General features: G+C 63.6%; 26 protein-coding genes. 15 read left to right on the top strand and 11 right to left on the bottom strand.

Annotated elements, in window-relative coordinates:
• Positions 1–103: 103 nt before the first annotated feature.
• Positions 104–745: a DNA-3-methyladenine glycosylase family protein gene (locus NKH35_RS21790; RefSeq protein WP_023685318.1), complete on the bottom strand. Its 642-nt coding sequence runs from the start codon at positions 743–745 to the stop codon at positions 104–106.
• 74 nt (positions 746–819) lie between these two features.
• Here NKH35_RS21790 and gluQRS point away from each other — a divergent pair, with 74 nt between their 5' ends.
• Positions 820–1695 carry a tRNA glutamyl-Q(34) synthetase GluQRS gene (gene gluQRS, locus NKH35_RS21785; RefSeq protein ID WP_023734596.1) on the top strand — a complete coding sequence of 292 codons (876 nt, stop codon included), beginning with the start codon at positions 820–822 and terminating at the stop codon, positions 1693–1695.
• Here the strand turns inward: gluQRS and NKH35_RS21780 are convergent, their stop codons facing one another.
• Positions 1696–1983 (bottom strand): hypothetical protein, encoded by a 288-nt coding sequence (locus tag NKH35_RS21780; RefSeq protein WP_023671677.1) that lies wholly within the window; start codon positions 1981–1983, stop codon positions 1696–1698.
• A 218-nt stretch (positions 1984–2201) separates the two neighbouring features.
• Between NKH35_RS21780 and NKH35_RS21775 the strand changes: the two genes are divergently transcribed.
• Positions 2202–3077 (top strand): DMT family transporter, encoded by an 876-nt coding sequence (locus NKH35_RS21775; protein ID WP_031195766.1) that lies wholly within the window; start codon positions 2202–2204, stop codon positions 3075–3077.
• On the opposite strand, the gene NKH35_RS21770 is transcribed toward NKH35_RS21775, so the two are convergent.
• A complete protein-coding gene (locus NKH35_RS21770; RefSeq protein WP_023671675.1) occupies positions 3074–3925 on the bottom strand; it encodes a YihY/virulence factor BrkB family protein in 852 nt (283 codons plus the stop codon). The two genes, NKH35_RS21775 and NKH35_RS21770, sit on opposite strands and share 4 nt — an antisense overlap.
• 60 nt (positions 3926–3985) lie before the next feature.
• Here NKH35_RS21770 and NKH35_RS21765 point away from each other — a divergent pair, with 60 nt between their 5' ends.
• The 7 genes from NKH35_RS21765 (at position 3986) to NKH35_RS21735 (ending at position 9411) form a co-directional block, all read left to right on the top strand.
• Positions 3986–4852 carry an SDR family oxidoreductase gene (locus NKH35_RS21765; RefSeq protein WP_084023796.1) on the top strand — a complete coding sequence of 289 codons (867 nt, stop codon included), beginning with the start codon at positions 3986–3988 and terminating at the stop codon, positions 4850–4852.
• A 24-nt stretch (positions 4853–4876) separates the two neighbouring features.
• On the top strand, positions 4877–5068 hold the full coding sequence (locus NKH35_RS21760; RefSeq protein WP_023671673.1) for a twin transmembrane helix small protein: 192 nt from the start codon (positions 4877–4879) through the stop codon (positions 5066–5068).
• Between the two features lie 19 nt (positions 5069–5087).
• Positions 5088–5669, top strand: a complete 582-nt coding sequence (locus NKH35_RS21755) for a cob(I)yrinic acid a,c-diamide adenosyltransferase (protein WP_023671672.1) — start codon at positions 5088–5090, stop codon at positions 5667–5669.
• Positions 5670–5697: 28 nt separating this feature from the next.
• Positions 5698–6498 (top strand): rhomboid family intramembrane serine protease, encoded by an 801-nt coding sequence (locus NKH35_RS21750; RefSeq protein ID WP_023734598.1) that lies wholly within the window; start codon positions 5698–5700, stop codon positions 6496–6498.
• Between the two features lie 214 nt (positions 6499–6712).
• A complete protein-coding gene (locus NKH35_RS21745; protein WP_023686691.1) occupies positions 6713–7462 on the top strand; it encodes an electron transfer flavoprotein subunit beta/FixA family protein in 750 nt (249 codons plus the stop codon).
• Positions 7463–7482: 20 nt separating this feature from the next.
• Positions 7483–8412 (top strand): electron transfer flavoprotein subunit alpha/FixB family protein, encoded by a 930-nt coding sequence (locus NKH35_RS21740; protein WP_023734599.1) that lies wholly within the window; start codon positions 7483–7485, stop codon positions 8410–8412.
• Between the two features lie 120 nt (positions 8413–8532).
• The gene (locus tag NKH35_RS21735) at positions 8533–9411 is read left to right on the top strand and encodes a 3-hydroxybutyryl-CoA dehydrogenase (RefSeq protein WP_023671668.1); all 879 of its coding nucleotides are present in this window, start codon (positions 8533–8535) and stop codon (positions 9409–9411) included.
• A 27-nt stretch (positions 9412–9438) separates the two neighbouring features.
• Here NKH35_RS21735 and NKH35_RS21730 read toward each other — a convergent pair whose 3' ends face one another.
• The 3 genes from NKH35_RS21730 to NKH35_RS21720 form a co-directional block, all read right to left on the bottom strand.
• Positions 9439–11373 (bottom strand): PAS domain S-box protein, encoded by a 1935-nt coding sequence (locus NKH35_RS21730; RefSeq protein WP_050587141.1) that lies wholly within the window; start codon positions 11371–11373, stop codon positions 9439–9441.
• A gap of 202 nt (positions 11374–11575) precedes the next feature.
• The gene (locus NKH35_RS21725; protein ID WP_023671666.1) at positions 11576–12214 is read right to left on the bottom strand and encodes an NrsF family protein; all 639 of its coding nucleotides are present in this window, start codon (positions 12212–12214) and stop codon (positions 11576–11578) included.
• A 1-nt stretch (position 12215) separates the two neighbouring features.
• The gene (locus NKH35_RS21720) at positions 12216–12767 is read right to left on the bottom strand and encodes a sigma-70 family RNA polymerase sigma factor (protein ID WP_023671665.1); all 552 of its coding nucleotides are present in this window, start codon (positions 12765–12767) and stop codon (positions 12216–12218) included.
• 204 nt (positions 12768–12971) lie between these two features.
• On the opposite strand from NKH35_RS21720, the gene NKH35_RS21715 reads away from it, so the two are divergent.
• The 3 genes from NKH35_RS21715 (at position 12972) to NKH35_RS21705 (ending at position 16787) form a co-directional block, all read left to right on the top strand.
• Entirely contained in the window at positions 12972–13979 is a 1008-nt protein-coding gene (locus tag NKH35_RS21715) for an iron ABC transporter substrate-binding protein (protein WP_023685327.1), read from the top strand.
• A 154-nt stretch (positions 13980–14133) separates the two neighbouring features.
• On the top strand, positions 14134–15708 hold the full coding sequence (locus NKH35_RS21710; protein ID WP_352511810.1) for an ABC transporter permease: 1575 nt from the start codon (positions 14134–14136) through the stop codon (positions 15706–15708).
• Entirely contained in the window at positions 15705–16787 is a 1083-nt protein-coding gene (locus NKH35_RS21705; RefSeq protein WP_352916339.1) for an ABC transporter ATP-binding protein, read from the top strand. Before NKH35_RS21710 ends, NKH35_RS21705 begins: the two co-directional genes overlap by 4 nt.
• A gap of 35 nt (positions 16788–16822) precedes the next feature.
• Here the strand turns inward: NKH35_RS21705 and NKH35_RS21700 are convergent, their stop codons facing one another.
• The 4 genes from NKH35_RS21700 to ugpB form a co-directional block, all read right to left on the bottom strand.
• Positions 16823–17884 (bottom strand): sn-glycerol-3-phosphate import ATP-binding protein UgpC, encoded by a 1062-nt coding sequence (locus NKH35_RS21700; protein WP_023673333.1) that lies wholly within the window; start codon positions 17882–17884, stop codon positions 16823–16825.
• A 7-nt stretch (positions 17885–17891) separates the two neighbouring features.
• On the bottom strand, positions 17892–18740 hold the full coding sequence (gene ugpE / locus NKH35_RS21695; RefSeq protein WP_023694018.1) for a sn-glycerol-3-phosphate ABC transporter permease UgpE: 849 nt from the start codon (positions 18738–18740) through the stop codon (positions 17892–17894).
• Positions 18741–18749: 9 nt separating this feature from the next.
• Entirely contained in the window at positions 18750–19634 is an 885-nt protein-coding gene (gene ugpA, locus NKH35_RS21690) for a sn-glycerol-3-phosphate ABC transporter permease UgpA (RefSeq protein ID WP_023685330.1), read from the bottom strand.
• A 70-nt stretch (positions 19635–19704) separates the two neighbouring features.
• Positions 19705–21015, bottom strand: a complete 1311-nt coding sequence (gene ugpB, locus NKH35_RS21685) for a sn-glycerol-3-phosphate ABC transporter substrate-binding protein UgpB (protein WP_023734601.1) — start codon at positions 21013–21015, stop codon at positions 19705–19707.
• Between the two features lie 185 nt (positions 21016–21200).
• On the opposite strand from ugpB, the gene NKH35_RS21680 reads away from it, so the two are divergent.
• A complete protein-coding gene (locus NKH35_RS21680; protein ID WP_023734602.1) occupies positions 21201–21347 on the top strand; it encodes a hypothetical protein in 147 nt (48 codons plus the stop codon).
• A 147-nt stretch (positions 21348–21494) separates the two neighbouring features.
• Positions 21495–23942 carry a bifunctional diguanylate cyclase/phosphodiesterase gene (locus NKH35_RS21675; RefSeq protein ID WP_352916336.1) on the top strand — a complete coding sequence of 816 codons (2448 nt, stop codon included), beginning with the start codon at positions 21495–21497 and terminating at the stop codon, positions 23940–23942.
• Positions 23943–24041: 99 nt separating this feature from the next.
• On the opposite strand, the gene tlpA is transcribed toward NKH35_RS21675, so the two are convergent.
• A complete protein-coding gene (gene tlpA, locus NKH35_RS21670; RefSeq protein ID WP_023734604.1) occupies positions 24042–24734 on the bottom strand; it encodes a thiol:disulfide interchange protein TlpA in 693 nt (230 codons plus the stop codon).
• Positions 24735–24769: 35 nt separating this feature from the next.
• Here tlpA and argH point away from each other — a divergent pair, with 35 nt between their 5' ends.
• Positions 24770–26170, top strand: a complete 1401-nt coding sequence (gene argH / locus NKH35_RS21665) for an argininosuccinate lyase (RefSeq protein WP_023734605.1) — start codon at positions 24770–24772, stop codon at positions 26168–26170.
• The last annotated feature ends 68 nt before the right edge of the window (positions 26171–26238 follow it).

The raw sequence follows: 26238 nt of genomic DNA, 5'->3' as shown, positions 1-26238 counted from the left end.
CGATCGGCGTGGATACTGTAAGCCCGACATGACAGGGATGTGAAGCGGATTGTCATCAGCCAAACGCGGCAAAAATGCAGGGTTTTCATGCTTTTTTGCGGTTTCAGGCCGGAGGTGCTGCGTCCCGGCCCCTGGTTTCGCGATAATAGGACCAGAAAAGCCGCGATGCGACGCCTCGCCACGGGCTCCATGATTCGGCCAGAGCGATCAGCGTTTTCTCCGGCGGACGCGGCTCGATGCCGAGCGCGTGGCCGACCGCGCTCTGCAGCGCGACGTCGCGCGCGGGGAAAATATCGGGGTGGCCGGCGGCAAACAGGAGATAGACTTCCGCCGTCCACGGGCCGATGCCCGGCACCGCGATCATAGCCGCGATCGCCTCTTCGGCGTCGAGCGAACAGAGGTGATGCAGGTCGAGCCCCTCAACCACGGCCTGCGCAACCGCGATCAGACCGCGCTGCTTCGGCCGCGACAGCCCAGCCTCACGAAACATGTCCTCGCCGGCGGCAAGGATCGCCTGCGGCGTTAGCGGATCGACCAGTTTCACCAGCCGGCCGAAAATGGCATCGGCGCTCGCACGGGATACTTGTTGCGAAACGATAATGGAGGCCAGGCTTCGAAAGCCGGGCTCCGACAGCCGCAGCGGCACCTCGCCGGCCATGCCGCGCACCTTTTCCAGGCGCGGATCGATTGCGCAAAGCGCATCCAGCCCGCGCGCAATATCGTCCAGTGTCGCGATGCGTTGCATGTTTTCTTGTTCCTGAACCGACCTCACGGTAGCAATTGGCAAAACCGCTGCACAACCCGATTGCCGCTTGTGAGATGACGCTCCTGACATTCCGCTTCGCGCCGAGCCCGAATGGCGAACTGCATCTCGGCCATGCCTATTCGGCACTGCTCAACCAGCAACTGGCGCGTGCGGCCGGCGGCCGCCTGCTGCTGCGCATCGAGGACATCGACACGATCCGCTGCACGCCTGAATTCGAGGCCGGCATCTTTCGCGACCTCGAATGGTTAGATCTCGAATGGGAACAGCCGGTGCGGCGCCAGGCCGAGCATTTCTCCGACTATCAGGCCGTGCTCGACCGGCTGGTCCGCGAAGAACTCGTCTACCCTGCCTTTATGAGCCGTGGCGAGATCAGGGCCTTCATCGCCGACAGCGAAAAGCGCGGCCGCGGCTGGCCGCGCGACCCGGACGGCGTGCCGCTTTATCCCGCCGCCGACAAGGCGCTGCCGGTCAGCGAACGCAACCGCCGCATCGCCGAAAATGCGCCCTTCGCCTGGCGCCTCGACATTGATGCAGCGCTGGCGCGCGTCGGCACGGATTTGTCCTGGCGCGAATTCACCAACGAGACGCTTTCGGCGACGCAGCGTGTCGAGGCGCGTCCGCAGGACTGGGGCGACGTCATTCTGGCGCGCCGCGACATCCCGACCAGCTATCACCTGGCCGTCGTCGTCGACGACGCTCTGCAAGGCGTCAGCCATGTCGTGCGTGGCCGCGACCTCTATTCCGCGACCGGCATCCAGCGCCTGCTGCAGGAATTGCTCGGCCTCGGCCAGCCGCAGTATTTCCACCACCGTCTCATACTCGGTCCGGATGGGCGCAAACTGTCGAAGAGTTTTGCTGATACCGGCCTTGCCGCGCTGAGGCAGGCAGGCATGTCGCCGGACGAAGTCAGGCGGCTGGCCGGGCTATGACTAAAGCCGGGCCAGCCCCGCCTTGAGCAGCGCCAACGCGCCGATAAACGCGAAGGCGCCGCCCAGTCCCCAGGCAACCGCGAGCTTCAGATCTCTCAGGACGATGCCATGTTCGTTCGCGGCCATGACCGCGGCGAAAAAGCCGAGCGTGAACAGCAATGTGTTGCCGGTCGACCCAAAACCGTCCTCCTGCATGATGGCGTCGAGCGCTGAGCCGAAGAAGAAGCCGAACACGGCCACACTGGCCACCGTCATCAACAGCCAGCTTGTATCGAGATGCAACAGCATGCGCGCTCCCTGTCGAAGCCAAAACGCCATGTCGCCGGATCGATCGACAGAAGTCGATTGCCCTGACGCCGCCTTTTGAATTCGGCCACCTCCTACATCAGGATGAGCTTATGTACCAATTGTTTCACTTTGCTTGCCGGATTGAACCGCATTAGAGCAATTGCCGTATTTGTCTCTTCACCGAATCGGACCTCTCCACCGGAAACGGCTTCCCCGAAATGCACAGTCTCAAGCGGTTCATCCCCGCCTCGTTTGTCGTCCTGTGGGCGACAGGTTTCATCGGCGCGCGCTACGCCATGCCCTGGGCGGAGCCCTTCACCTTTCTGGCAGCCCGCTTTGTCATCGCCGCCTTGCTGCTTGCCGGGCTGATGCTCGTGCTTGGCTCGAAGCGAGCCACAAGGGCAGAAGCGCTTCACGCCACGGTCGCCGGCATCCTCATGCATGGCATCTATCTCGGCGCCGTGTTCTGGGCGATCCACAGGGGCATGCCCGCCGGGCTTTCGGCGCTGATCGTCGGCCTGCAACCGCTGATCACCGCCGTGCTTGCCGGCCGGTTCCTCGGCGAGGACATCCTGCCGCGCCACTGGGCCGGCCTTGCCGTCGGCCTTGTGGGAGTGATCATCGTGCTGTGGCCGAAGCTCGGCGCTCTCGGCGGCGGCGTTACGCCCGAAACCCTGACGGCGTCGCTGGTCTCGGTGCTGGGCATGAGCGCCGGGACCATCTGGCAGAAGCGCTATGCCTCGGGTGGCGACCTGGTGGCGGCGACGATGTGGCAATATATCGGCGGCGGCTCGCTGATGATCCTGGCTTCGCTGGCACTGGAGACCCACACGGTGATCATCAACGGCGAACTGATCTTCGCCATGGCCTGGCTGGTCCTGGTGCTGTCGATCGGCGCCATCTTCCTGCTGATGGTGATGATCCGCGACGGCGAGATGTCGAAGGTCGCGTCGCTGTTCTACCTGGTGCCGGCCGTCACCGCTGTCATCGCCTGGGCGCTGTTCGGCGAACAGCTCAGCCTCGTGCAGATCGTCGGCATGGCAATCGCGACGCTCGGCGTCGGGCTGGCCACGGCTCGGCCAGCCAAAACCTAGCTGCCGACACGTGCGCGCGCTTCGAGAAAGCGGCTGATCGCCGCATTGAGTTCGCCGCCGAGGATGAAGATCGCCGACAGCATATAGAGGAAAACCACGGCGATCATGATCGAGGCGAGGCCGGCATAGGTCGTCACATAGGACGAGAAATGGTCGAGGTAGGTCGCGAACATCGTCGAGCCGACAAGCCACGCAGCCAGAGTGAAGATGATGCCAGGCACCAGCGAGACAAAGCGGCGCTTGCCCGCCGGCAGCCAGTAGTGGACGGCAAACAAGCCACCAATGATGACGGTTGAGGCGATGACGTAGCGCCACAGCGTGATCGTGCCCGTATAGGGTTTGATCCACTCGAAATGAGCTTCCGCCAGCCGCGCCAGCAAAGGCGCAAAGACCAGGAGCACGCTGATCGCCAGGAAACCGGCCGTCGCGATCAGCACGAAGAAAATGCTCTGCACCCGGCGGTAGATGATGCCGCGCGTTTCGGCGACGCGGTAGGCGCGGTTGAGCGAGGTGCGCAGCGCCTCGATGCCGTTGGAGGCGAAATAGGCCGCCAGAAGCACGCCGTAGGTCAAAAGATCGGTGCGCCGCACGGTCAGCACGTTGAGCACCTCGCGCGCGATAGGCTTGGCGATCTGTTCGGGCCAGGTGTCGAAGACCAGGTGCACGGCAGTATCGGCGAACGCCTGCGCACCGAGGAAGCTCGCCAGCGTGGTGGCGAAGATCAGGAACGGGAACAGCGCCATGAGCGAAGTGATCGCCAGATGGCTGGCCATGGCCCAGCCGTCATCGGTGTTGAAATGGCCAAGCGCGTCATAGAGCACGCGGCGCAGCACGACGATATTCCGCATCAAGAGCCGCGTTCCCTTCGATTGTCTCGACGCCGCGAATATGGGAAGGGATTGTGGCAAATGGCAACCCTTGCTCAAACCACGATGCCGCCTGCCAAAGAGTTGCGCACCATCATCGTCACCGGCGCCTCGTCCGGGATAGGCGCCCACTGCGCCCGTGCACTGAAGGCGGATGGCTGGCGCGTGTTTGCAACGGCGCGCAAGCCGGATGACATAGCCGCACTTGAAGCCGATGGCATCGAGGCCTTTTATCTCGACTACCGTGAGCCGGATTCCATCGCAGCACTTGCGGCATCGGTGCTGGAGCGGACAGGCGGACGCCTCGACGCCCTGTTCAACAACGGCGCCCATGCACAGCCCGGCGCCGTGGAAGACCTGCCGGTTGCGGCATTGCGCGAGCAGTTCGAGGCCAATTTCATCGGCTGGCACGACCTCACCCGACGCATCGTACCGGTAATGCGTCGCCAGGGACATGGCCGCCTCCTTCATTGTTCCTCGATCCTTGGGCTAGCGCCGGTGCCTTTTCGCGGCGCCTACTCAGCCTCCAAGCACGCGCTCGAAGGCCTGATGCTGTGCATGCAGCAGGAACTCAGGGGCAGCGGCATCCATGTCTCGCTGATCGAACCGGGGCCGGTGACCTCGAAAATCGCCAGCAACGGGCTGTTCTGGTTCCTGAAAAACATCGACCACGAGAATTCCGTCCACCACGTCGCCTATGCCACGCAGCTGGCGCGGCTTCGGGCCGGCGGCAGCTCATCACGGCTGAAAAAGGGGCCGGAGGTGGTCTATGCGGCCTTGCGCCATGCACTTCTGTCGCGGCGCCCGCGCCCGCACTATGTGGTAACAGTGCCGGCCAGGATTGGCGTGATGCTCAAGCGCATCCTGCCGGCATCGATGCTCTACCGCGTTCTGGCCGGACGCGCCTGATCGCAACAGAACTGGGAACAGATCATGGCAACCGTCATCAAAGTCCTCCTCGTCCTCGTCATGGTCGCCGTGGTGATCGTGCTTGTCCGCGGCCTCATCAACATGATGCGCGGCGGCTCCGGTGTGAGCTCGAACAAGCTGATGCAGGCACGCGTGCTGCTGCAGGCGCTGGCGTTGGCACTGATCCTGCTGGTGGTGTATTTCACCCGCAAGTGACGGCCGTTCGGGAGGCGACGTGGTCAAGCTCAACAAGATCTACACCCGCACCGGCGATGACGGCACCACTGGCCTCGGCACCGGTGAACGCAGGCTGAAATCCGACCTGCGCGTCGATGCCTACGGCACCGTCGATGAAGCCAATGCCTGCATCGGCATCGCCCGCCTGCACACAGCGGCAAGTTATCCCGCCATCGACGCCATGCTGTCCCGCATCCAGAACGATTTGTTCGACCTCGGCGCCGATCTCGCCGTGCCCGACGACGGCAAGCCGCTGGGCTACGAGCCGCTGCGCATCATCGCCTCGCAGACCGACCGCGTCGAAAAGGATATCGACCTTCTCAACAAGGATCTGCAGCCGCTCAAATCCTTCGTGCTCAATGGCGGCACGCCGGCGGCGGCAGCACTTCATCTTGCCCGCACCGTGGCGCGACGGGCCGAGCGGATCATGGTGGCGCTGGCGCAGGACCCGGCCGAACATGTCAATCGCGAGGGGCTGAAATACATAAACCGCGTCTCCGACTTTCTGTTCGTCGCCGCCCGTGCGGTCAATGACAACGGAAATGCCGACGTGTTATGGGTGCCCGGCAAGAACCGCTGAATTTCGAAGGCGGGAAAGGGCTTGGGGCATGTTCATCCCGCTTTACGACTCCAACAGGTTGCGCCACATCCGGCTGCAATATGTGACGATCGGCCTGATCGCGGCCAACGTGTTGGTCTTTCTCATCACCACGATCGGCGGCGAAAATTTCAACAACGCAGCCGTGCTCGGCTTCGGCTTCATTCCTTCGGTTGTCCACGACACGGCAGAACTCTCGCCCCAATTCGTCGTCATTCCGGAGAGCCTGAGTTACCTCACCTATGCCTTCCTACATGCCGATATCTTTCATCTCGGCGGCAACATGCTGTTCCTGTGGGTGTTCGGCGATAATGTCGAGGACGCACTCGGCCACATCCGCTACCTCATCTTCTACCTGCTTTGCGCCATCGCCGGCGCCTTCTTGCAGGGGCTCGTCGCCTGGAGTTCGGAGGTTCCGCTGATCGGCGCCTCCGGCGCCATTGCCGGCGTCGTCGCCGCCTATCTGGTCCTCTACCCCCGGGTGAAAGTGTGGGTGCTGGTCTTTGCCCGGATTCCGCTGCGTATCCCAGCCTTCATCCCACTGATCCTGTGGATCGGCTTCCAGGTGGTGATGTTTGCCGCCGGCGGCGAAAACCAGATATCCTGGGCCTGCCATATTGGCGGCATCATTGCCGGTGGCGTGCTGGTGCTCATTATGCGCAGCCGCGGCGTGCCGCTGCTCGCCGGTGGCGACGGCGAGCCGCAACCCGCCGATCAGCCAGCCGCTTCTACTGGGCCGGCGCCAGCCGGTCCCGCTCCCGTGCAACCTGAGACGCGTTGGGGCCGGGGTGGCGCTTCCGGTCACAAGTGAACCGATTTGGGTGGTTTGGCCGCTGCCGTGGCATATTGACGTGTTGCGTCGCCACAACTACGGAGAGCGCCACCGCTAGGCGGCAGAAGACCAGAATTCGTCCGGCCAGGATTCCGTTTGGCCGGAATTCAGTCAGGAATGTCGGCTTTCGACAACTCTGCGGAGGCGCACGCTGCTATAGCGCGCCCGGATATCTCAGGAGAGGTGACAGACAATGAAGATCCTTGTGCCCGTGAAGCGGGTTGTGGATGCGAACGTCAAGGTTCGCGTCAAGGCCGATGGTTCGGCGGTGGAACTCGCCAACGTCAAGATGGCGATGAACCCGTTCGACGAGATCGCGGTGGAAGAGGCGCTCCGGCTGAAGGAAGCCGGCAAGGCCGAAGAGATCATCGTCGTTTCGGTCGGCCCGCAGCAGGCGCAGGAAACGCTCCGCACCGCGCTCGCCATGGGCGCCGACCGCGCCATCCTGGTCAAGACCGACGAGCAGACCGAGCCGCTCGGCGTCGCCAAGGTGCTGAAGGGCGTCGTTGACGCCGAACAGCCCGGTCTCGTGATCCTCGGCAAGCAGGCGATCGATGATGACTCGAACCAGACCGGCCAGATGCTGGCCGCCCTGCTCGGCTGGGCACAGGGCACTTTCGCCTCCAAGGTCGTGATCGACGGCGACAAGGCCAAGGTGACGCGCGAAGTCGACGGCGGCCTGCAGACGGTGGAACTGAAGATGCCGGCGATCATCACCGCCGATCTTCGCCTCAACCAGCCGCGCTATGCCTCGCTGCCCAACATCATGAAGGCCAAGAAGAAGCCGCTCGACGAAAAGAGCCCGGCCGATTACGGCGCCGACGTCAAGCCGCGCCTGAAGGTGCTCAAGACCGAGGAGCCCAGCGGCCGCAAGGCGGGCGTGAAGGTCAAGAGCGTCGCCGAACTGGTCGACAAGCTGAAGAACGAAGCCGGCGTGCTCTGAGACTGGAAGGAACAGATAAAATGACCATTCTCCTCATCGCAGAACACGACAACGCAACTCTTTCCGACCAGACCGCCAAAGCGCTCTCGGCGGCGCTGCAGATCGGTTCGGACGTGCATGTGCTGGTGGCCGGCAAAGGCGCCAAAGGCGCTGCCGACGCCGCCGCCAAGCTCAAGGGCGTGAGCAAGGTGCTGCTGGCCGAGGCCGACGAACTGGCCGAGCGCCTCGCCGAACCGCTCGCCGCACTCGTTGTCTCACTGGCCGGCGCCTACGACACCATAATCGGGCCGGCGACCTCGTCGGGCAAGAACGTCTCGCCGCGCGTGGCGGCCCTGCTCGATGTCGCGCAGGTCTCCGAGATCATCGAAGTGGTTTCACCAGACACGTTCAAGCGGCCGATCTATGCTGGCAATGCGATCCAGACGGTGCAGTCTACCGACGCCAAGAGAGTCATCACTGTGCGCACCGCCTCCTTCCAGGCTGCCCCCGAGGGCGGCTCGGCAGCTGTCGAGACGGTGAAGGCCGCGGCCAATCCCGGCCTCTCCACTTTCGTCGAGAACAAACTCTCGGAAACCGACCGTCCGGAACTGACCTCGGCCAAGATCATCATTTCGGGCGGCCGCGCGCTCGGCTCCTCGGAAAAGTTCCAGGAAGTCATCCTGCCGGTCGCCGACAAGCTCGGTGCAGCCGTCGGCGCCTCGCGCGCTGCCGTCGACGCCGGCTACGCCCCGAATGATTGGCAGGTCGGCCAGACCGGCAAGGTCGTGGCGCCTGACCTCTATATTGCCGTCGGTATTTCCGGCGCCATCCAGCACCTTGCCGGCATGAAGGATTCGAAGGTCATCGTCGCCATCAACAAGGACGAGGAGGCGCCGATCTTCCAGGTTGCCGATTATGGCCTGGTCGGCGACCTGTTCGTCATCCTGCCGGAACTGCAAAAGGCGCTTTGACGCTTTCTGCCAAAGCGTATTAAATTGTGAAAGGGTGGGGTAGACGAAGCTGCCCCACCCTTTTAGTTTGCACTGCACAAAAAGCAGGCCGCAAAGGCCTTTTCGACGGGATCGCTGCAAATGGCCAAGATCGAGACGATCGGCATCATCGGCGCCGGCCAGATGGGCGGCGGCATCGCGCATGTATCAGCACTTTCGGGTTTCAAGGTGCTGATCTACGACGTCTCGCCCGACCGTATCGAGAAGGGCATTGCCACGGTCAGCGGCAACATGGCCCGCCAGGTCGGCTCCGGCAAGCTTGAGGAAAAGCTGCGTAACGAAGCGATGGCGCGCATTTCCGCAGCCCCCACCATGGCTGATCTCGCCGGTGCCGATCTGGTTATCGAGGCGGCGACCGAGGACGAGACGGTCAAGCGCAAGATTTACGCGCAGCTCTGTCCCCAGCTCAACCCGGAAGCCATTCTGGCGACCAACACCTCGTCGATTTCGATCACCCGGCTTGCCGCGCAGACCGACCGTCCTGAGCGTTTCATCGGCATACATTTCATGAACCCCGTGCCGCTGATGAAGCTGGTCGAACTGGTGCGCGGCATCGCTACCGAGGATCAGACCTTCGAGGCGGCCAAGGCCTATGTGAAACAGCTCGACAAGACCATCACCGTCTCTGAAGATTTTCCGGCCTTCATCGTCAACCGCATTCTGTTGCCGATGATCAACGAGGCGATCTACACGCTCTATGAGGGGGTCGGCTCGGTCGATGCCATCGACACCGCCATGCGGCTCGGCGCCAACCATCCGATGGGACCGCTGCAGCTCGCCGATTTCATCGGCCTCGACACCTGCCTGTCGATTATGCAGGTGCTGCATGACGGCCTGTCGGATTCGAAATATCGCCCCTGCCCGCTGCTGGTGAAATATGTCGAGGCCGGCTGGCTCGGCCGCAAGACCGGGCGCGGCTTCTACGACTATCGCGGCGAGCATCCGGTTCCGACGCGCTAACCACCAGAACGAAAGTTCCGTGCTCCCTCAGGACGCCGCTGCAAGCGGCGGCTCTGCTTGGCCTCTTGACCCGGTATCGTCAGGCGCCACGGAAACACAGCCGCGGCCGGCGGCCTTGGCCGCATAGCAGGCAGCATCGGCCCGGGCGATGATCTCGTCGACTTCACCGCTGTTGCTGTGGATTGGCGCCAGCCCGATGCTGGCATCGATCGCATGCGGCCGGCCGTCCCAGCTGAACTGCAGGCCGCGGATGGCGTCGATGACAGAGCGTGCGGCAATCCTGGCGCCGGCGCTCGGCCCGGCTTTCAGGATGACCGCGAATTCGTCGCCGCCGAGGCGGGCCACGATATCCTCCGGCCCAAGCGCACCGCGAATGGCCTCGGCAACCCGCTTCAGCAAGGCGTCGCCGGCGGCGTGCCCGCCAGTGTCGTTGACCAGCTTGAAATGGTCCAGATCGATGAACATGAAATGATGTTCGCCCGCCGACCTGGCTGTGCCGGCCTTGCGGCTCCGGTCGACCAGTTCCTCCATGGTGCGGATAAAGCTCGAACGGTTGGCAAGGCCGGTCAGCGCATCATGCGCGGCGGCATAGGCGAGCTGGCGCTGCAAGGCGCGCGCATCGGTGAAGTCCTGGAAGACGATGACAAGACCGCAGAACTCCTGGCGGTCGTTCATGATCGGCGACACCACCTGGCGGATGCTGCAGCGTGTGTCGTCGCGACGGATGAGGACGGCGCGACTGTTCTGGTCGGCAGGGCTGGCGCTGCCGAGCGCCGGCCGCGTCATGCCGATCCTTTGCCCGGTTTCTTCGTCCACCGCCCAGTAGACATGGCCAAGCGTCTTGCCGAGCGCCTCCGCGCCAACAACGCCGGTGAGCTTTTCGGCGACCGGGTTCATGAAGGTGATGCGGTTGGCGGCATCGGTGCAGATGACGGCGTCGCCGATCGACTGCAGCGTCACCCTCAGCCGCTCCTTCTCGTCGGCCAGCATTGCCGCCGATACGATGAGGCTTTCCTCGGTTTGCTTGCGCTGGGTGATGTCGGTCAGGCTGCCGATGGCCCTGACCAGCCGTCCGTCCTTGTCGCGTTCGAGCGTCTTGCCGCGGTCGAGGATCCAGACCCAGTGGCCATCCTTGTGGCGCATCCGGAACTCGGCTTCGAAGAACGGTGTCCTGCCCTCCAGATGGGCACGATCGGCTTCGGCGACGTTTTCGCGATCGTCGGGGTGGATCATCGCCAGCCAGCGGTCGGGGTCGCCGTCCAGTTCGCCATCGGCATAGCCCAGCATCTTCACCCAGGTGGCGGAGTAGGTGGTGCCGCCCTTCCGCATATCAAGATCCCAGACGCCTTGTCCGGCGCTGGCCAGGGCAAAATTCCAGCGCGTTTCGGCTTCGGCTATGCGCGCCTCGGATTGCTTGCGCGCATCGATATCCTCGATCTGGGAGACCAGGTAGAGCGGGCTCCCGCTCTTCTCGTCGCGAATGACGGAACCGGCAAGATGGGCCCATACCGGCGTGCCGTCCTTCCTGAGGTAGCGCTTTTCGAAGTGGAAGGCGTTGACGGTGCCCGCCCGCATGCCGTCCATCGTCTCACGGCCGATCTGCACATCGTCGGGATGGGTGATCTGGAAGAAGGTCAGCGCCTCGATCTCCTGCTTGCTGTAGCCGAGCATGGCGGCGAAGGCCGGGTTGGTTTCATGGATGCGGCCGTCGAGGCCGACAATGGCGATGCCGATCGCCGAATCCTCCATGGCGCGGCGGAAACGCTGCTCGCTTTCGGCGATCTGCCGGCGGTCGTCCAGTATCCGGTAAATGAACAGGGCGGCGAGAATCAGCGCAACGGCGGCGACCGGCACCGATATCTGCAAGCATAGCTTCAGCACTTCGGCGCTGACATCGAGCCGCGACAGCAGGAGCGCGACCACGGCAGCGCAAAGCCCTCCGGCCGCAAGCACCAAAGCCACGTGACTGTCAGCCCGCAGGCTTTTTCGCTCTCGCCGCATCACTGTGCATGCCACCCCATGCGCAACACATTTCTGCAAAAAACACTGGATGATCGATTTTAAGGAAAGGTTGCGCCGGAGCCACCGGCAACACGGTGAACCCGCAAACAATTGCCGGCATGATTAAGGATCGGTGATTATTGGGCGATCTTGAACGGCCCGGTCACCAGCGCACGAAGAACCGTCCCCCGAGCGCGCCCAGACCGGCGAGGACGGCGATGGCGAGCGTGTACCAGGTGGCGACGAAAAGCGGCGAATCGTCGAAGCAGTGCGCGGCGTAGAAGGTCGCCGCCAGGCCGCCGGCGAGCAGTCCCGCGACCGCCCCGGCCAACACCGGCCGCGTCGGCGCGCCATAGCGCAGCATCCACAGGAAGACGGCAAGCGGGCCGATGCCGATCAGCGGGATGAAGCCCATGCAGATCATCATGTTGGAGCCGACCATGCGCGTGCTCCACATCGGCTCCGGCACCATGAACAGTTCGAGAGCCACCGCCACGGCCACCAGCAGCGGCGCCGCCAGCATCCAGGCCGCGGCTCTTGCCGTCGAAGCGCCCGGCGTCGACAACGCCCGGACCAGGCCAAAGGCGGTGACGGCGAGCACGATGGTGAACACGAACTTCGCCAGGAACCGCATCGTGTGCATGGCGGTCATGATGTCGGGACGCGGGCCGATGGTGAGAAAGAAGACCAGAGCCGCGATCACCGCCGCGGCTGCGGCCGCCATCAACCAGGCCGAGCGCAGCGGCATCGCCTTGCTGCTTGTGTCGGCGTCGAGTGCCTTGATGAGATCCTCCGTCCTCATGTCACTGCCGCCCGAAGCGCCCCTGCCCAAATCGCTTGGCGATCGCGGCAAGCCCGCGATGCAGCGACACCCGCACCGCCGTCTCGCTGACGCCGAGCCTGGCCGCCGTCTCGCCGATGGAGCGGCCGTCGACCGAGATCGAAGAAACGACGGAACGCTGCGCAGCCGGCAGTCCGTCCAGCGCCCGGTTGATGTCGCGTTCGCTGACGGTCTCGGTTTCCGGCTCGGCAAAGGTCTCGGCGATCTCGTCGATCTCGATTTCGATGCGCCGTCCGCGCCGCCGGAAAGCATCGATCAGCTTGAAGCGGGCTATCGCATAGATCCATGGCAACACCGGCGCGTCCTGGCGCCAGGTATGCCGTTTCACATGAATGGCCAGCAAGGTTTCCTGCACGACATCCTCGGGATCGACCCCGCCCTGTACGATCTTGCGCCTCGCAAAGCCGCGAACCAGCGCGGCGATCCGGTGCAAAAAGTCGGCGTAGGCCCTTTCATCTCCCGCGATCGCGGCCCGCATCAGCCGGGAAAGCTCGGCCTCATCCTTGCCGCTCACAAGAGTTCACTCCCCGATCTTCGCGCCTCGGCATCGATTTGTTACGTGTCCGGCGAAATGATGTCCAAGCCAAAGTGCCGCAAAATCACGAAAGTTTGCGGGAGCGGCGACCGATTGAAGCAGCCGAGCAATGTTGACTACTGCTGTCAGGTATCGATAGGTGCAGCCTGCGAAACCAGAACCACCGAGATTGAGGATGACGCCATGAGATACACGCTCTCCACCCTAGCGGGGGCCACAGCGCTGGCCGTGAGCATGATCGCCGGGCCGGCGATGGCCGCGGATGCCGGCATCATCGTCTACAACGCCCAGCATGAGAGCCTGGCCAAGGAATGGGTCGAAGGTTTCACCAAGGAAACCGGCATCAAGGTCACGCTGCGCAATGGCGGCGACAGCGATTTCTCCAACCAGATCGTCGCCGAGGGCGCTTCTTCGCCGGCCGACGTGTTCCTGACCGAAAACTCGCCGGCGATGACCCTGGTCGAAGCGGCGGGCCTTTTCGCGCCGGTCGACGCCGACACGCTGGCGCAAGTCCCGGCCGAATTCCAGCCGAGCAGCGGCAGATGGGTGGGTGTCGCGGCGCGCAGCACCGTCTTTGCCTACAACAAAACCAAGCTCACGGCCGAAAAGCTGCCCAAATCGATGCTCGATCTCGCCGATCCGAGCTGGAAAGGCCGCTGGGCAGCCTCGCCTTCCGGCGCCGATTTTCAGGCCATCGTCAGCGCGCTGCTCGAGCTCAAGGGCGAAGCCGCAACCGCCGACTGGCTGAAGGCCATGAAGGAGAATTTCACCGCCTACAAGGGCAACGGCACGGTGATGAAGGCGGTCAATGCCGGCGAGATCGAAGGCGGAATCATCTACCACTATTACTATTTCGGCGATCAGGCAAAGACCGGCGAAAACAGCAAGAACGTCGAACTGCATTATTTCAAGAACCAGGATCCCGGCGCTTTCGTCTCGATCTCCGGCGGCGGCGTGCTCGCCTCGAGCAAACACCCGAAGGAAGCCCAGGCGTTCCTCAAATGGGTGACCGGGAAAGGCGGCCAGGACGTGCTGAAGACCGGCACGTCCTTCGAATACGCTATCGGCAAGGACGCGCAGTCCAATCCCAAGCTGGTGCCGCTGGCCGACCTGCAGGCGCCGAAGGTCGATCCGGCGACACTGAACTCCAAAAAGGTGACGGACCTGATGACGGCAGCCGGCTTGCTTTAGGCTGGGTTCGTCCTAAAAGGGCAACGATTGCGCTCCTGCCGGACTTTCCGCAGGAGCGCTCTGTTTTCGAGATGGCATTGTCCATGACAACACATTGCGTTTCCGGCCGCGCCTGCGGCGCCCCCGCCCCGGCGGCAGTGGCGCGGTCGAGCTGATGCAAACTGCGGTCGATCTCGCACGTTCAGGCCAGACAGTCGGGCGGTCCCGCCGGAAGCCCATGTCATCCTGGATCGCGCTTGCCGCCATAATCGTCTCGCTGCTGTCGCTGCTGCCGCTGGCGTTCATCATCTGGATCGGTGTGCAGATCGGCTGGGACACTGCTTCGGCCCTGGTCTTCCGGCCGCGCGTCGGCGAACTTCTGGTCAACACCGTGCTTCTGGTGGCGCTCACCGTGCCGATCGCCACCGTGCTGTCGGTGACGCTGGCATGGCTGACCGAGCGCAGCGACCTGCCCGGCGCCCGCCTGTGGGCTTGGCTGTCGGTGGCGCCGCTCGCCATCCCCGCCTTCGTGCATTCCTACGCCTGGATCACCATGGTGCCGACCTTGCACGGCCTGTGGGCCGGCGTGCTGGTCTCGGTTCTCGCCTATTTCCCGTTCCTCTATCTGCCGCTGGCGGCGGCTCTGCGCCGGCTCGATCCTGCTTTGGAGGACGCAGCCGCAGCACTCGGCCTTGGACCGTGGCGGGTGTTTTGGCGTGTCGTGCTGCCGCAGCTGAGACTGGCCATTTGCGGCGGCGCGCTGCTGGTCGGCCTGCATCTGCTGGCCGAATACGGCCTCTACGTCTTCATCCGCTTCGACACTTTCACCACCGCGATCGTCGACCAGTTCCAGTCGACCTTCAACGGCCCCGCCGCCAACATGCTGGCCGGCGTCCTGGTGACATGCTGCTTCGTGCTGCTCGCTCTGGAGGTGCTGGTGCGCGGCGAAGAGCGCTATGCCCGCGTCGGCTCAGGCGCGGCGCGCCACCGGCAGCGCTCGAGGCTCGGGCGCGCCACGCTGGCTTGCCTGGCTCTGCCTGCCGTCACCACGCTGCTCGCCATCGGCGTGCCCTTCGTCACCATCGGCCGCTGGCTGGTCGCCGGCGGCGCCGATGTCTGGCGTTTGGACGAGATCGGCCTGGCGCTTGGCCAGACACTGTTCCTGGCGCTGGCCGGCGCCTTGCTTGCGACCATCGCCGCCATGCCGATGGCCTGGATCTCGATCCGCGCGCCGGGACCGCTGCAGCGGCTGCTCGAAGGCTGCAACTACATTGTCGGTTCGCTGCCCGGCGTGGTCATCGCGCTGGCCTTGGTCACCATTACCGTGCGCATCGCCATGCCGCTCTACCAGACGCTGTTCACAATCCTGGTCGCCTATGCCCTGATGTTCCTGCCGCGCGCCTTGATCAGCCTCAGAGCCTCGATCGCACAGGCGCCGGTCGAGCTCGAACGCGCCGCCGCCAGCCTTGGCCGGCCGCCGCTGAAGGCGCTTTGGTCGACAACGATTCGCCTGTCGGCGCCGGGGGCTGCGGCCGGCATGGCGCTGGTCGCGCTCGGCATCATGAACGAGCTGACCGCCACCCAGATGCTGGCGCCCAACGGCACGCGCACGCTGGCCATGGCGTTCTGGTCCTATAGCGGCGAGATCGACTATGCCTCCGCCGCCCCTTACGCCTTCATCATGGTGGCGATGTCGCTGCCGCTGACCTGGCTGCTCTATGTCCAGTCGAAACGGATGGCCGGGCGATGAGCTTTCTCGAAATCAGTGGCCTCACCAAGCACTACGGCCCGGTCGCAGCCCTTGCCGGCATCGAGCTCAGCGCCGCAAGCGGCAGTCGCACCGCGATCGTCGGCCCGTCCGGCTGCGGCAAGACGACGTTGCTGCGGCTGATCGCCGGCTTCGAGGCGCCCGACCAGGGCCGCGTCGTGCTCGACGGCGAGGTGCTGGCCAATGGCGGCCATGCGGTGCCGGCGCACCGCCGCGGCATCGGCCTGGTGGCGCAGGATGGCGCCCTGTTCCCGCATCTCAGCATCGGCGGCAATATCGGCTTTGGCATGGCCCGCGGCGAGGACCAGCGCGCCGAGCGCATCGCCGAGCTCGCCTATACCGTCGGGCTGGACAAGGCGATCCTCAAGCGCCGCCCGCACCAGCTCTCCGGCGGCCAGCAGCAGCGCGTGGCGCTGGCCCGCGCCATGGCGATGAAGCCCAGGCTGATGCTTCTCGACGAACCGTTCTCGGCGCTCGACACCGGTCTGCGCGCCTCGATGCGCAAGGCGGTCGCCGAACTACTCGAAGCCGCCGGCATCACCACCATCCTGGTCACCCACGACCAGGCCGAGGCGCTGTCCTTCGCCAGCCAGGTGGCGGTCATGCGCGACGGAAGGTTCTCTCAGATCGGCACACCGCGAGAACTCTATCTGCAGCCGAAAGACCGCATGGTTGCCGAGTTTCTTGGCGACGCCATCATCTTGCCGGCAAAGATTTCAGGCGGCTTCGCCACCTCCTCGCTTGGTCGCATAGCCGTCGACTCGAAGGAGCGGCGCGACATCGCCCGCATCATGCTGCGACCGGAGCAGGTGCAGGTAAAGCGCACGTCGCGCGAAGGCATGTCGGGTCCTGCGGGCACGATATTCGCCGAGGTGACGGACTCGGAATTCGCAGGCTCGATGTGCACCATTGCCGTGCGGCTGTTGAACAACCCCGATCCGCCGGACGCCGCGGCGATCGGCAGCACACCGCTGACCTTACGCAAGCCGGGAATCGACGCACCTGCCGTCGGCGAGATCGTGCGTCTGACAGTTTCCGGCAAGGCGCATGTCTTCGCCTGAACTGCCGATGCGTCGGATTGGCGCGAGCGGCTGCGTCAATCGACTCGTTTCCCAGCATTGTCGAACCAATGCAGCTTCTCGGCCCTGGCCACGACGCGCAGTTGATCGCCGGGTTTGGCCGTGGCGCGGCCGGCCACACGCACGACGATGCGGTTGCCGCCGGCGGCACAGTGAAGAAAGCTTTCGGCTCCCACAGGTTCGACCGCCTCGACCGCCGCAGGCAGAATAAGCGCGCCGGATGATGCCTCGGCACTGAAGGTGACGTCGGCATCCTCAGGGCGGAAGCCAAGCGTGGCGGCGTTCGTAGGCGCGAAGTCAACCGTCTTGCCGTCGGTCAGCGCCGGACCAGCCGGTCCTTGCGAAAGAGGCAGAAGGTTCATCGGCGGCGCTCCGATGAAGGAGGCGACGAAGGTCGATGCCGGCTTCTCGTAGATGTCGAGCGGCGCGCCCGTCTGCTCGACCAACCCGCCATTCATGACGACGAGAATATCGGCCAGCGTCATCGCCTCAAGCTGGTCGTGGGTGACGTAGACCGAGGTGACACCGAGCGAGCGCTGCAAATTCTTGATTTCGACCCGCATCTGGCCGCGCAGTTTGGCGTCGAGGTTGGAAAGCGGTTCGTCGAACAGGAAGACTTTTGGATTGCGCACGATTGCGCGACCCATGGCCACGCGCTGGCGCTGGCCGCCGGAAAGCTCGCGCGGGCGCCGGTCGAGCAGCGCCGTGAGCTCCAGCACCTTGGCGGTCGAGCGAACCCTGCTGTCGATCTCGTCCTTGGGAGTACCCCGGTTGCGCAACCCGTAGGCCATGTTGTCGTAGACCTTCATATGTGGATAGAGCGCATAGTTCTGGAACACCATGGCGATGTCGCGCTCGGTCGGACCGATCGTGTTGACGATCTTGCCGTCGATGGCGACGGTGCCGGAAGAAATGGTCTCAAGCCCGGCGATCATCCGCAGCAGCGTGGACTTGCCGCAGCCGGACGGCCCAACCAGCACGCAAAGCTCCTTGTCGGGAATGGCGATCGAGACACCCCTCACCGCCTCGACGCCGCCGGGATAGACTTTCTTCACATCCTTCAGATCGATGGTCGCCATCAGCTTCTCACTTTTCGGTATCGACCAGTCCGCGCACGAACCAGCGTTGCATCAGCACCACGATCAGGATCGGCGGCAGTATGGCCAGCATCGCGGTGACCATGACCAGATGCCATTGGGTATCGGCATCGGCGAAGGAGACCATTTTTCTAAGTGCGATGACGATGGTGTTCATGTCATTGCTGTTGGTGACGAGCAGCGGCCACAGGTACTGCGTCCAGCCATAAATGAAGAGGATGACGAACAGCGCCGCGATGTTGGTGCGCGACAGCGGCAGCAGGATGTCGAAAAAGAATCGCCATGGTCCGGCGCCGTCGACACGCGCCGCTTCCACCAACTCACCTGGGATGGTCATGAAGAACTGGCGAAACAGAAGCGTGGCGGTGGCCGAGGCGATCAGCGGAATGATCAGGCCGGCATAGGTGTCGATCATGCCGAGATCGACCATCACCTTGTAGGTCGGCAGGATGCGCACCTCGACGGGAAGCATCAGCGTGATGAAGATCAGCCAGAAGAAGACCATCCGAAGCGGAAAACGGAAGAACACGATCGCATAGGCCGAAAGGATCGAGATGAAAATCTTCCCCACCGCGATGCCGAGCGCCATGATCGTGGTGTTGAGCAGCAATCGGCCGACACTGACGCCGCCGATGCGGCCGACACCGCCGAACAGCGCCTCGCTGTAATTGTTCCAGACCTGGTCGCCGGGCAAAAGAGGCAATGGCGGCTTGAGGATGGTCTGCAGCGTCTGCGTGGAGGCAACGAAGGTGTAGTAGATCGGGAAAGCGACGATCAGGATGCCCAGGATGAGCACGGCGTGGGCGATGAGGGCGCGAAGCGGGGACTGACCAATCATCGCTCGCGCTCAACCGTAGTGGACTTTGCGTTCCACATAGCGGAACTGGATGGCCGTGAGTGAGATGACGATGACCATCAGGATGACCGACTGCGCGGCCGAATCGCCGAGGATCAAATTGACGAAACCGTCATTGTAGACCTTGTAGACCAGCGTCTCGGTGGCCTTGCCTGGCCCGCCGCCGGTGACGGCATGAACGATACCGAAAGTGTCGAACAGCGCATAGACAGTGTTGACGACCAGCAGGAAGAAGGTCGTCGGTGCGAGCAGCGGGAAGACGATGGTCCAGAAGCGCTTCGTCTCCCCGGCGCCGTCCATGGCCGCCGCCTCTATCAACGTCTTCGGCACCGCCTGCAGCCCGGCGACGAAGAACAGGAAATTGTAGCTGATCTGCTTCCAGGCAGCCGCAGATACCAGCAGGATCATGGCTTGGTTTCCGTTAAGCAAGGGATCCCAGGCGATGCCGAGACCTCTCAAGGCGTAGGCCAGCGAACCGATCGAGGGGTTGAACAGAAACAGCCACAACATGCCGGCAATCGCCGGCGCCACCGCATACGGCCAGATCAGCAGCGTGCGATAAAGGCCTTTGCCGCGCACCACCTTCTCGGCCATGACGGCAAGCAACAGGGCCACACCCATGGCGACCATCGCGGTCGCCAGAGAGAACACCAGCGTAACTTTGATCGAGTTGAGGTAGGCCGGGTCGGCCAGCACCTTGCGAAAATTGGCGAGCCCGACGAACTTGCTCTTCAGCCCGAACGGGTCTTCCCTAAGCATCGACTGGTAGAGCGCCTGCCCGGTCGGCCAGTAGAAAAAGATCAGCGTAATGGCGAGTTGCGGCGCCACCAGCAGGTAAGGCAGGGTCTTGTTGGGAAAGACGACGCGTGGAGACAGGGTGATTCCCTCGCTATTCAGGAAATCGTCCACGCGGGTCCGCGTGGACGAGGTTCAACTGACAATCGCTTCAGTTTCCGATCGCTTCCTGAATCGCCTTGTTGCCGCGTGCGACCGCGTTGTCGAGCGCCTGCTGCGCAGTCTGCTGGCCGGCCAGCATCTTCTCGAACTCCTCATTCTCGATGTCGCGCACCTGCGGCAGGTTGACGAGGCGCACGCCCTTCGAGTTCTCGGTCGGCGCCTTGCCCAGCATCTGCAGGATCGGCGTCTCACGGCCCGGGTTCTTGTCATAGAAGCCGGACTTCTTGGTCGCCTCATAGGCAGCGAGCGTCACCGGCAGATAACCCGACTTCTGGTGCAGATACTCCTGCACTTCGGTCTTGGACAGGTAGGAGAAGAACGCCGCGACGCCCTTGTATTCCTCGTCCGATTTGTTGCCGAATACCCACAGGCTGGCGCCGCCCGGCGTGGTGTTCTGGGGCGCGCCCTTGGCGTCACTATCATAGGGAAGCTGGCCGATGCCGTAGTTCATGCCCGATTTGACGATGTCACCGAGACCCCCCGACGATTCGGTGAAGATGCCGCATTCTCCGGCAAGAAAGATCTGCTTGGCTTCGGATGTACGGCCGCCATATTTGAAGGTGCCGTCCTTGGCCAGGTCGGCGAGCGCCTGGAAATGATTGACGAAGATCGGCGCATTGATCTTGAGCTCGACGTCGGTTCCGGCAAGTCCGTTCTGGTTGGTGCCATAGGAAACGTCGTTCCAGGCGGCGAAGGCCTCAAGGTGGATCCAGGTCAACCACGTCGAGGTATAGCCGCAGGAAGCGGCGCCGCTCGCCTTGATCTTCTTGGCGGCTTCCCACACCTCGTTCCAGGTCTTTGGCGGATTGTTCACGTCAAGCCCGGCCTTCTGGAAGATATCCTTGTTGTAATAGAGGATGGGCGACGAGGAATTATAGGGGAAGGACAGCATGGTCCCGTCCGGCTTCGAATAGTAGCCGACGATGCCGGGCAAATACTCGCTCTTGTCGAAGGTCACGCCGGCGCTGGTCAGCACATCGGCCACCGGCTTGATCGCACCTTCGGCGGCCATCATGACGCCGGTACCCACGTCGAACACCTGGATGATGTCGGGCGCTTGCCCCGCACGAAAGGCAGCGATGCCGGCATTCAGCGTTTCGGGATAGGTGCCCTTGAAAACAGGGAGAATTTCATAGTCGCTCTGGCTGGCATTGAAATCCTTGGCGATCTTGTCGACCACCTCGGCATTGGCGCCGGTCATTGCATGCCACCAACTGATCTGGGTGGCGGCGAAGGCGGAGGTGGTGGAAAGCAGGGTCAAGGTGGCGGCAACACCGGCCGCAAAGCCGAACAACTTCATGTTTCATCTCCCGTTTGTCATTGGCGAAAGGGGCGCTCCCGCGAACGCAATATGTGTCGCTGATGACAATCGGACAACGGATTTGTTGCTGTTTCGTGAATTTCATACCCGGCTAACTTCGCGCCCCCTCGCCTTGCAACGAGGACAGAGAGAAATGCCAAGCCGGCTCAGCGATAGAATGGGGCATGGTGGGCCTGCAAGGATCGCCGACCGCCCAGCAATGCGTGAAGGGCCCGCGTGACAGCGCCACGCACCTGCACCGTGCGGCCGCCAAACCGGCGCTCGGCCAGATCGAGATCGGCCGAGCGGCATCGCGCCAGGCGCTGCTGTAACCGTGCGTCTGGAATGAGACAGGATCGCCGCAACGTACAACCCGAAAAACCCGCTGTAGTTGTAGTTCGCATAACCGATTCTTCGTCAAGCGTGGCATACTAATCAAGTGGACGGCTTGATTGCTGTGGGAGAGCAGGTGGGGCGAGATGCTGACGGTCTATAATTGTATCGTGCATGAGCACGATCTGAGACTGGTCGCACTGGCAGCGCTCATTTGCGGTATTTCTTCCTTCTCGGCGGTCAACCTGCTTCGCCATGTCGACCGCTCGAGCGAGCGCAACCGCTATACCTGGCTGATGATAGCAGCCACTTCCACCGGCTTCGGTATCTGGGCGACGCACTTCATCGCAATGCTTGCCTTTTCTCCCGGAATCCCCAACGCCTACAATACGGAAATGTCGGCGCTTTCGCTCGCCGGTTCCGTCGCCCTGACCGCTGCGGGCATGTGGATCGCCACCTTGCGCCGGGGCATCGACTACCCTCTGGTCGGCGGCGCGGTCCTCGGCGCTGGTATCGCCGCCATGCACTATATCGGCATGGCCGCCTTCGAGGTCGAAGGGCGCATCGTCTGGAACCCGCTGCTGGTCGGCGTCTCGGTGCTGACAGGCGTCACCCTCGCCGCGCTGGCGCTGCTGGTCGTGTTGCGACGGCCGTCCATGCAGGCCACAATCGCCGCCGCCATCCTGTTGACGCTGGCGATCTGCAGCCTGCACTTCATCGCCATGGGCGCGGTGTCGATCTTCCCGGACTCCTCCATCGAGATATCGCAGTTCACGGTCGAACCGGTGTCGCAGGCCTTCGCCGCCGCTGCAGTCAGCATGGCTATCCTGGTGCTTTCAGCCGCAGCATTGTGGATCGACCTTCGCTTCCGGCGTCACAAGCTCGAGGCCGAGCGCATGCACGGCCTCGCCAACGCCGCCGTCGAGGGGCTGATCGTCTGCGACGGCGCCCGCATCGTCAGCGCCAATGACAGCATCGCGGCACTCACCGGCATTGCGCCGGAAGTGCTGAACGCGATGCTGCTTGGCGACCTCTTCGGCGAACGCACCGCGGCCGGCATGTCCGACTGCAGCGGACAGGCACAGGAAGCCGAACTCAGAGCCCATGACGGCGCCACCATCCCCGTCGAACTTATCGCCAGAAGCATCGACTATTGCGGCAAGCGGCACAGCGTGGTCGCCGTGCGCGACATCCGCGAACGCAGGAAGGCCGAGCAGGAGATACTGCGCCTCGCCCATTTCGACCCGCTGACCGGGCTCCCCAACCGCCGCAGTTTCTCCGGCCGGCTCGAGGCCGAAATTGCCGCAATGGACCGCGGCGGCAAGGGCGGGCATCTTGCGCTGCTGCTGCTAGACCTCGACCGCTTCAAGGAAGTGAACGACCTGTTCGGGCACGGCGCCGGCGATGCCATGCTGCAGAAGGTGGCGCTATGCGCCTCCGCCGTGCTCCGCCACGGACAGATGCTGGCGCGTCTCGGCGGCGACGAGTTCGCCATCATCGCTCCGAACCTTCCCGATCCGCAGGCGGCCGGCCGCATCGCCGAGGCGGTGCTGGCGGCCATGCGCGAGGAAAACCGGCTGTCGGGCGGGGGCGGGCTGGTGTCGGCCAGCATCGGCATTGCACTTTATCCGCTCGACGCCGATGAGCCGACACTCCTGGTCAGCCACGCCGACACCGCGCTCTACCGCGCCAAGGCCGAGGGCAAGGACACCTACCGTTACTTCGAGGCCTCGATGGGCGCCGAGGCGCGAGACCGGCGCGTGATGGAGCACGAACTGCGCCAGGCCATGGCGCGCGATGAGTTTCGCCTCGTTTACCAGCCACAAAAGGAGATCAGCAGCGGGCGGATGGTCGGGTTCGAAGCGCTGATCCGCTGGCGCCATCCGCAGCGCGGCGACGTGTCGCCGGCGACCTTCATCCCGGTGGCCGAAGACAGCGGCGTCATCATCCAGATCGGCGAATGGGTGCTGGCGACGGCCTGCGCCGAGGCTGCGCGCTGGAAGAACCCTCTCACCGTCGCGGTCAATGTCTCGGCGGTGCAGCTCCACAATCCGAATTTCAGCCGCAAGGTGCATGAAGTCCTGCTCGGCTCCGGCCTGACGCCCGGCAGGCTCGAACTCGAGATCACCGAAACGGCGCTGGTCAAGGACATGCCGCGCGCGCTGGCGACCTTGCGCCAGGTGAAGGCGCTTGGCGTGCGTGTGGCGATGGACGATTTCGGCACCGGCTACTCCTCGCTGTCCAATCTCCGCGCCTTCCCCTTCGACAAGATCAAGATCGACGGCTCATTCATCAAATCAGTCGACAGCAACGGCCAGGTGGCAGCCATCGTGCGCGCCGTTCTGGGGCTTGGCCGCGGTCTCGGCCTGCCGGTTCTGGCCGAGGGCGTCGAGACGCTGGGCGAGCTGAAATTCCTCGACGCCGAGGCCTGCGAGATCGGCCAGGGCTATTATCTAGGCCGGCCGAGCCCGATCGAGGCGTTCAGCGAACTGACCGGCGTCGCGGCGCCGGCGGCACAAGAGGACGCCAGCGTCAAACAACGCGGCGGCAGCATCTTGATGCTGCCGCCGGCGGCGGCCCTGCGCTCAGCCTAGAGCAATTTCAGGAAAAGTGTGAAACGGTTTTCCGTCCGAAATTGCGTCGAAACAAAAAAGTTAGCGCGGGTAGCCGTTTCGACGAAACGGTGAACCGCTCTAAGGGGCGAGTGCGGCCTCGACCAGGCGCTTGGCATCCGGTCCTGACCATTCGGCCGGTCCGTTCATATGCGCGATCAGGCAGCCTTCGCCATCGATCAGCATGGTGACGGGGAGGCCTAGCGCCAAGCCACGCGTCTTGACGTCGTTGAACAGCGCCAGCGTCGAATCGCGGTAGTAGCCGAGCGACCCGATGCCGATATCGGCGAGGAACTTCTTGGGCTTCACATCGTCGCCGGCATCGACATTGACCGCGACCACTTCGAAGGCATCGCTGCCCTTTTCCTTCTGCAAGGCGTCGAGCGCCGGCATTTCGGCGCGGCAGGGCGCGCACCACGTTGCCCACAGATTGAGCAGCACGGTCTTGCCGGCATGATCGGCGAGCGTCATCGGCTTGCCGTCGGGACCGTTGAAGGCGAGACTTTCCAGCGATTGCGGCGGATCGGCGGGCAGCAATGCCGCAACCTGGCCGGTGGCCGCGGCGGCAACTTTTTTGGCGCGGTCGCTCTTGGCGGCGCAGGCGACGTCGTCCTTGCTGTTGCCCGCGCCGGCCGCAGGTGCGCTGCCGGTGGCTGCGTTGTTGCCAGACCCGCTCTCGCTGACATATACCGCGACCGCGCCGGCCAGCACGCCCGCCAGCAAAGCGGCGAGGATCAGGCGCGGGGCCGGGAAGTATCTGTTACCGTCTGCCATTTTTCTAAGACTGCTCCGGAGCACGGGTTATAGCGATGAGCGACAAGAAGGCCAGCAACCAGATGTGGGGCGGACGTTTTGCCTCGGGTCCGGCCGCGATCATGGAAGCGATCAACGCGTCGATTTCGTTCGACCGCAAACTCTATGCCCAAGACATAAGAGGTTCGATCGCCCACAGCGAGATGTTGGCTGAAACGGGCATTATTTCGGCGGCCGATCAAGAAAAAATCGCTCACGGGCTGAACACGATCCTGAAAGAGATCGAGGCCGGCACGTTCGAGTTCTCGACCCGGCTGGAAGACATTCACATGAACATCGAGGCCCGCCTTGCCGACCTGATCGGCCCGGCCGCCGGCCGCCTGCACACGGCGCGGTCACGCAACGACCAGGTGGCGGTGGATCTCCGGCTCTGGGTCAAGGACGAGTGCTTTCGCGTCGCCGAGGCGCTGAAGGGGCTGATCTCAGCCTTGCTCGACCGCGCCGAGGAGCATGCGGCGACCGTGATGCCCGGCTTCACCCACATGCAGGCGGCGCAGCCGGTGACCTTCGGCCACCATTGCATGGCCTATGTCGAGATGTTATCGCGCGACCTGTCGCGCGTCCGCGACGCCATCGAGCGGATGGATGAAAGCCCGCTCGGCGCGGCAGCGCTTGCCGGCACCAGTTTTCCGATCGATCGCCACAAGACCGCCAAGGCGCTCGGCTTCCGCGAGCCGATGCGCAATTCCCTGGACAGCGTCTCCGACCGCGATTTCGCGCTGGAGTTTTTGAGCCTGGTGGCGATCTCCGCCACGCATCTATCGCGGCTCGCCGAAGAAATCATCATCTGGTCGACGCCGCAATTCGGCTTTGTCAGACTGTCGGACAGTTTCTCCACCGGCTCCTCAATCATGCCGCAGAAGAAGAACCCGGACGCCGCCGAACTGGTGCGCGGCAAGACCGGCCGCGTCACCGGCCATCTCGTCGGGCTGCTGACGGTGATGAAGGGCATGCCGCTGACCTATGGCAAGGACATGCAGGAAGACAAGGAATCGGTCTTCGACGCCGCCGAGACGCTCGATCTGATGCTGGCGGCGATGACCGGCATGGTGCGCGACATGACGGTCAATGCCGCCGCCATGAAGAAGGCCGCCAGCTCGGGCCACGCGACCGCGACCGACCTCGCCGACTGGCTGGTGCGAACGCTGGGCCTGCCCTTCCGTGAGGCACACCATGTCACCGGCCGCGCGGTGGCGGTGGCCGAAGAGAAGAAGGTGAGCCTTGAAAAGCTGTCGCTGGAAGATCTGCAGTCGATCAACCCCGGCATCACGGCAGACATCTTCTCGGTTCTGGCGGTGCAGAATTCGGTGAAGAGCCGCACCAGTTTCGGCGGCACGGCGCCGTCGGAGGTCAGGAAGCAGATCCGCAGCTGGAAAAAGCGCATCGCCAAGGCATGATGCCGGGGTGCAATGCGCCTAAAACTCGGTTAAAAGCGCAGCACATAAAGTTTCGGACGGATGGATCG

Origin of the sequence: Mesorhizobium sp. M1143, from assembly GCF_040318435.1 — a bacterium.
Classification (GTDB): domain Bacteria; phylum Pseudomonadota; class Alphaproteobacteria; order Rhizobiales; family Rhizobiaceae; genus Mesorhizobium.
Note: the sequence above shows the minus strand (reverse complement) of the source record. Positions and strands in the feature narration are given on the sequence as shown.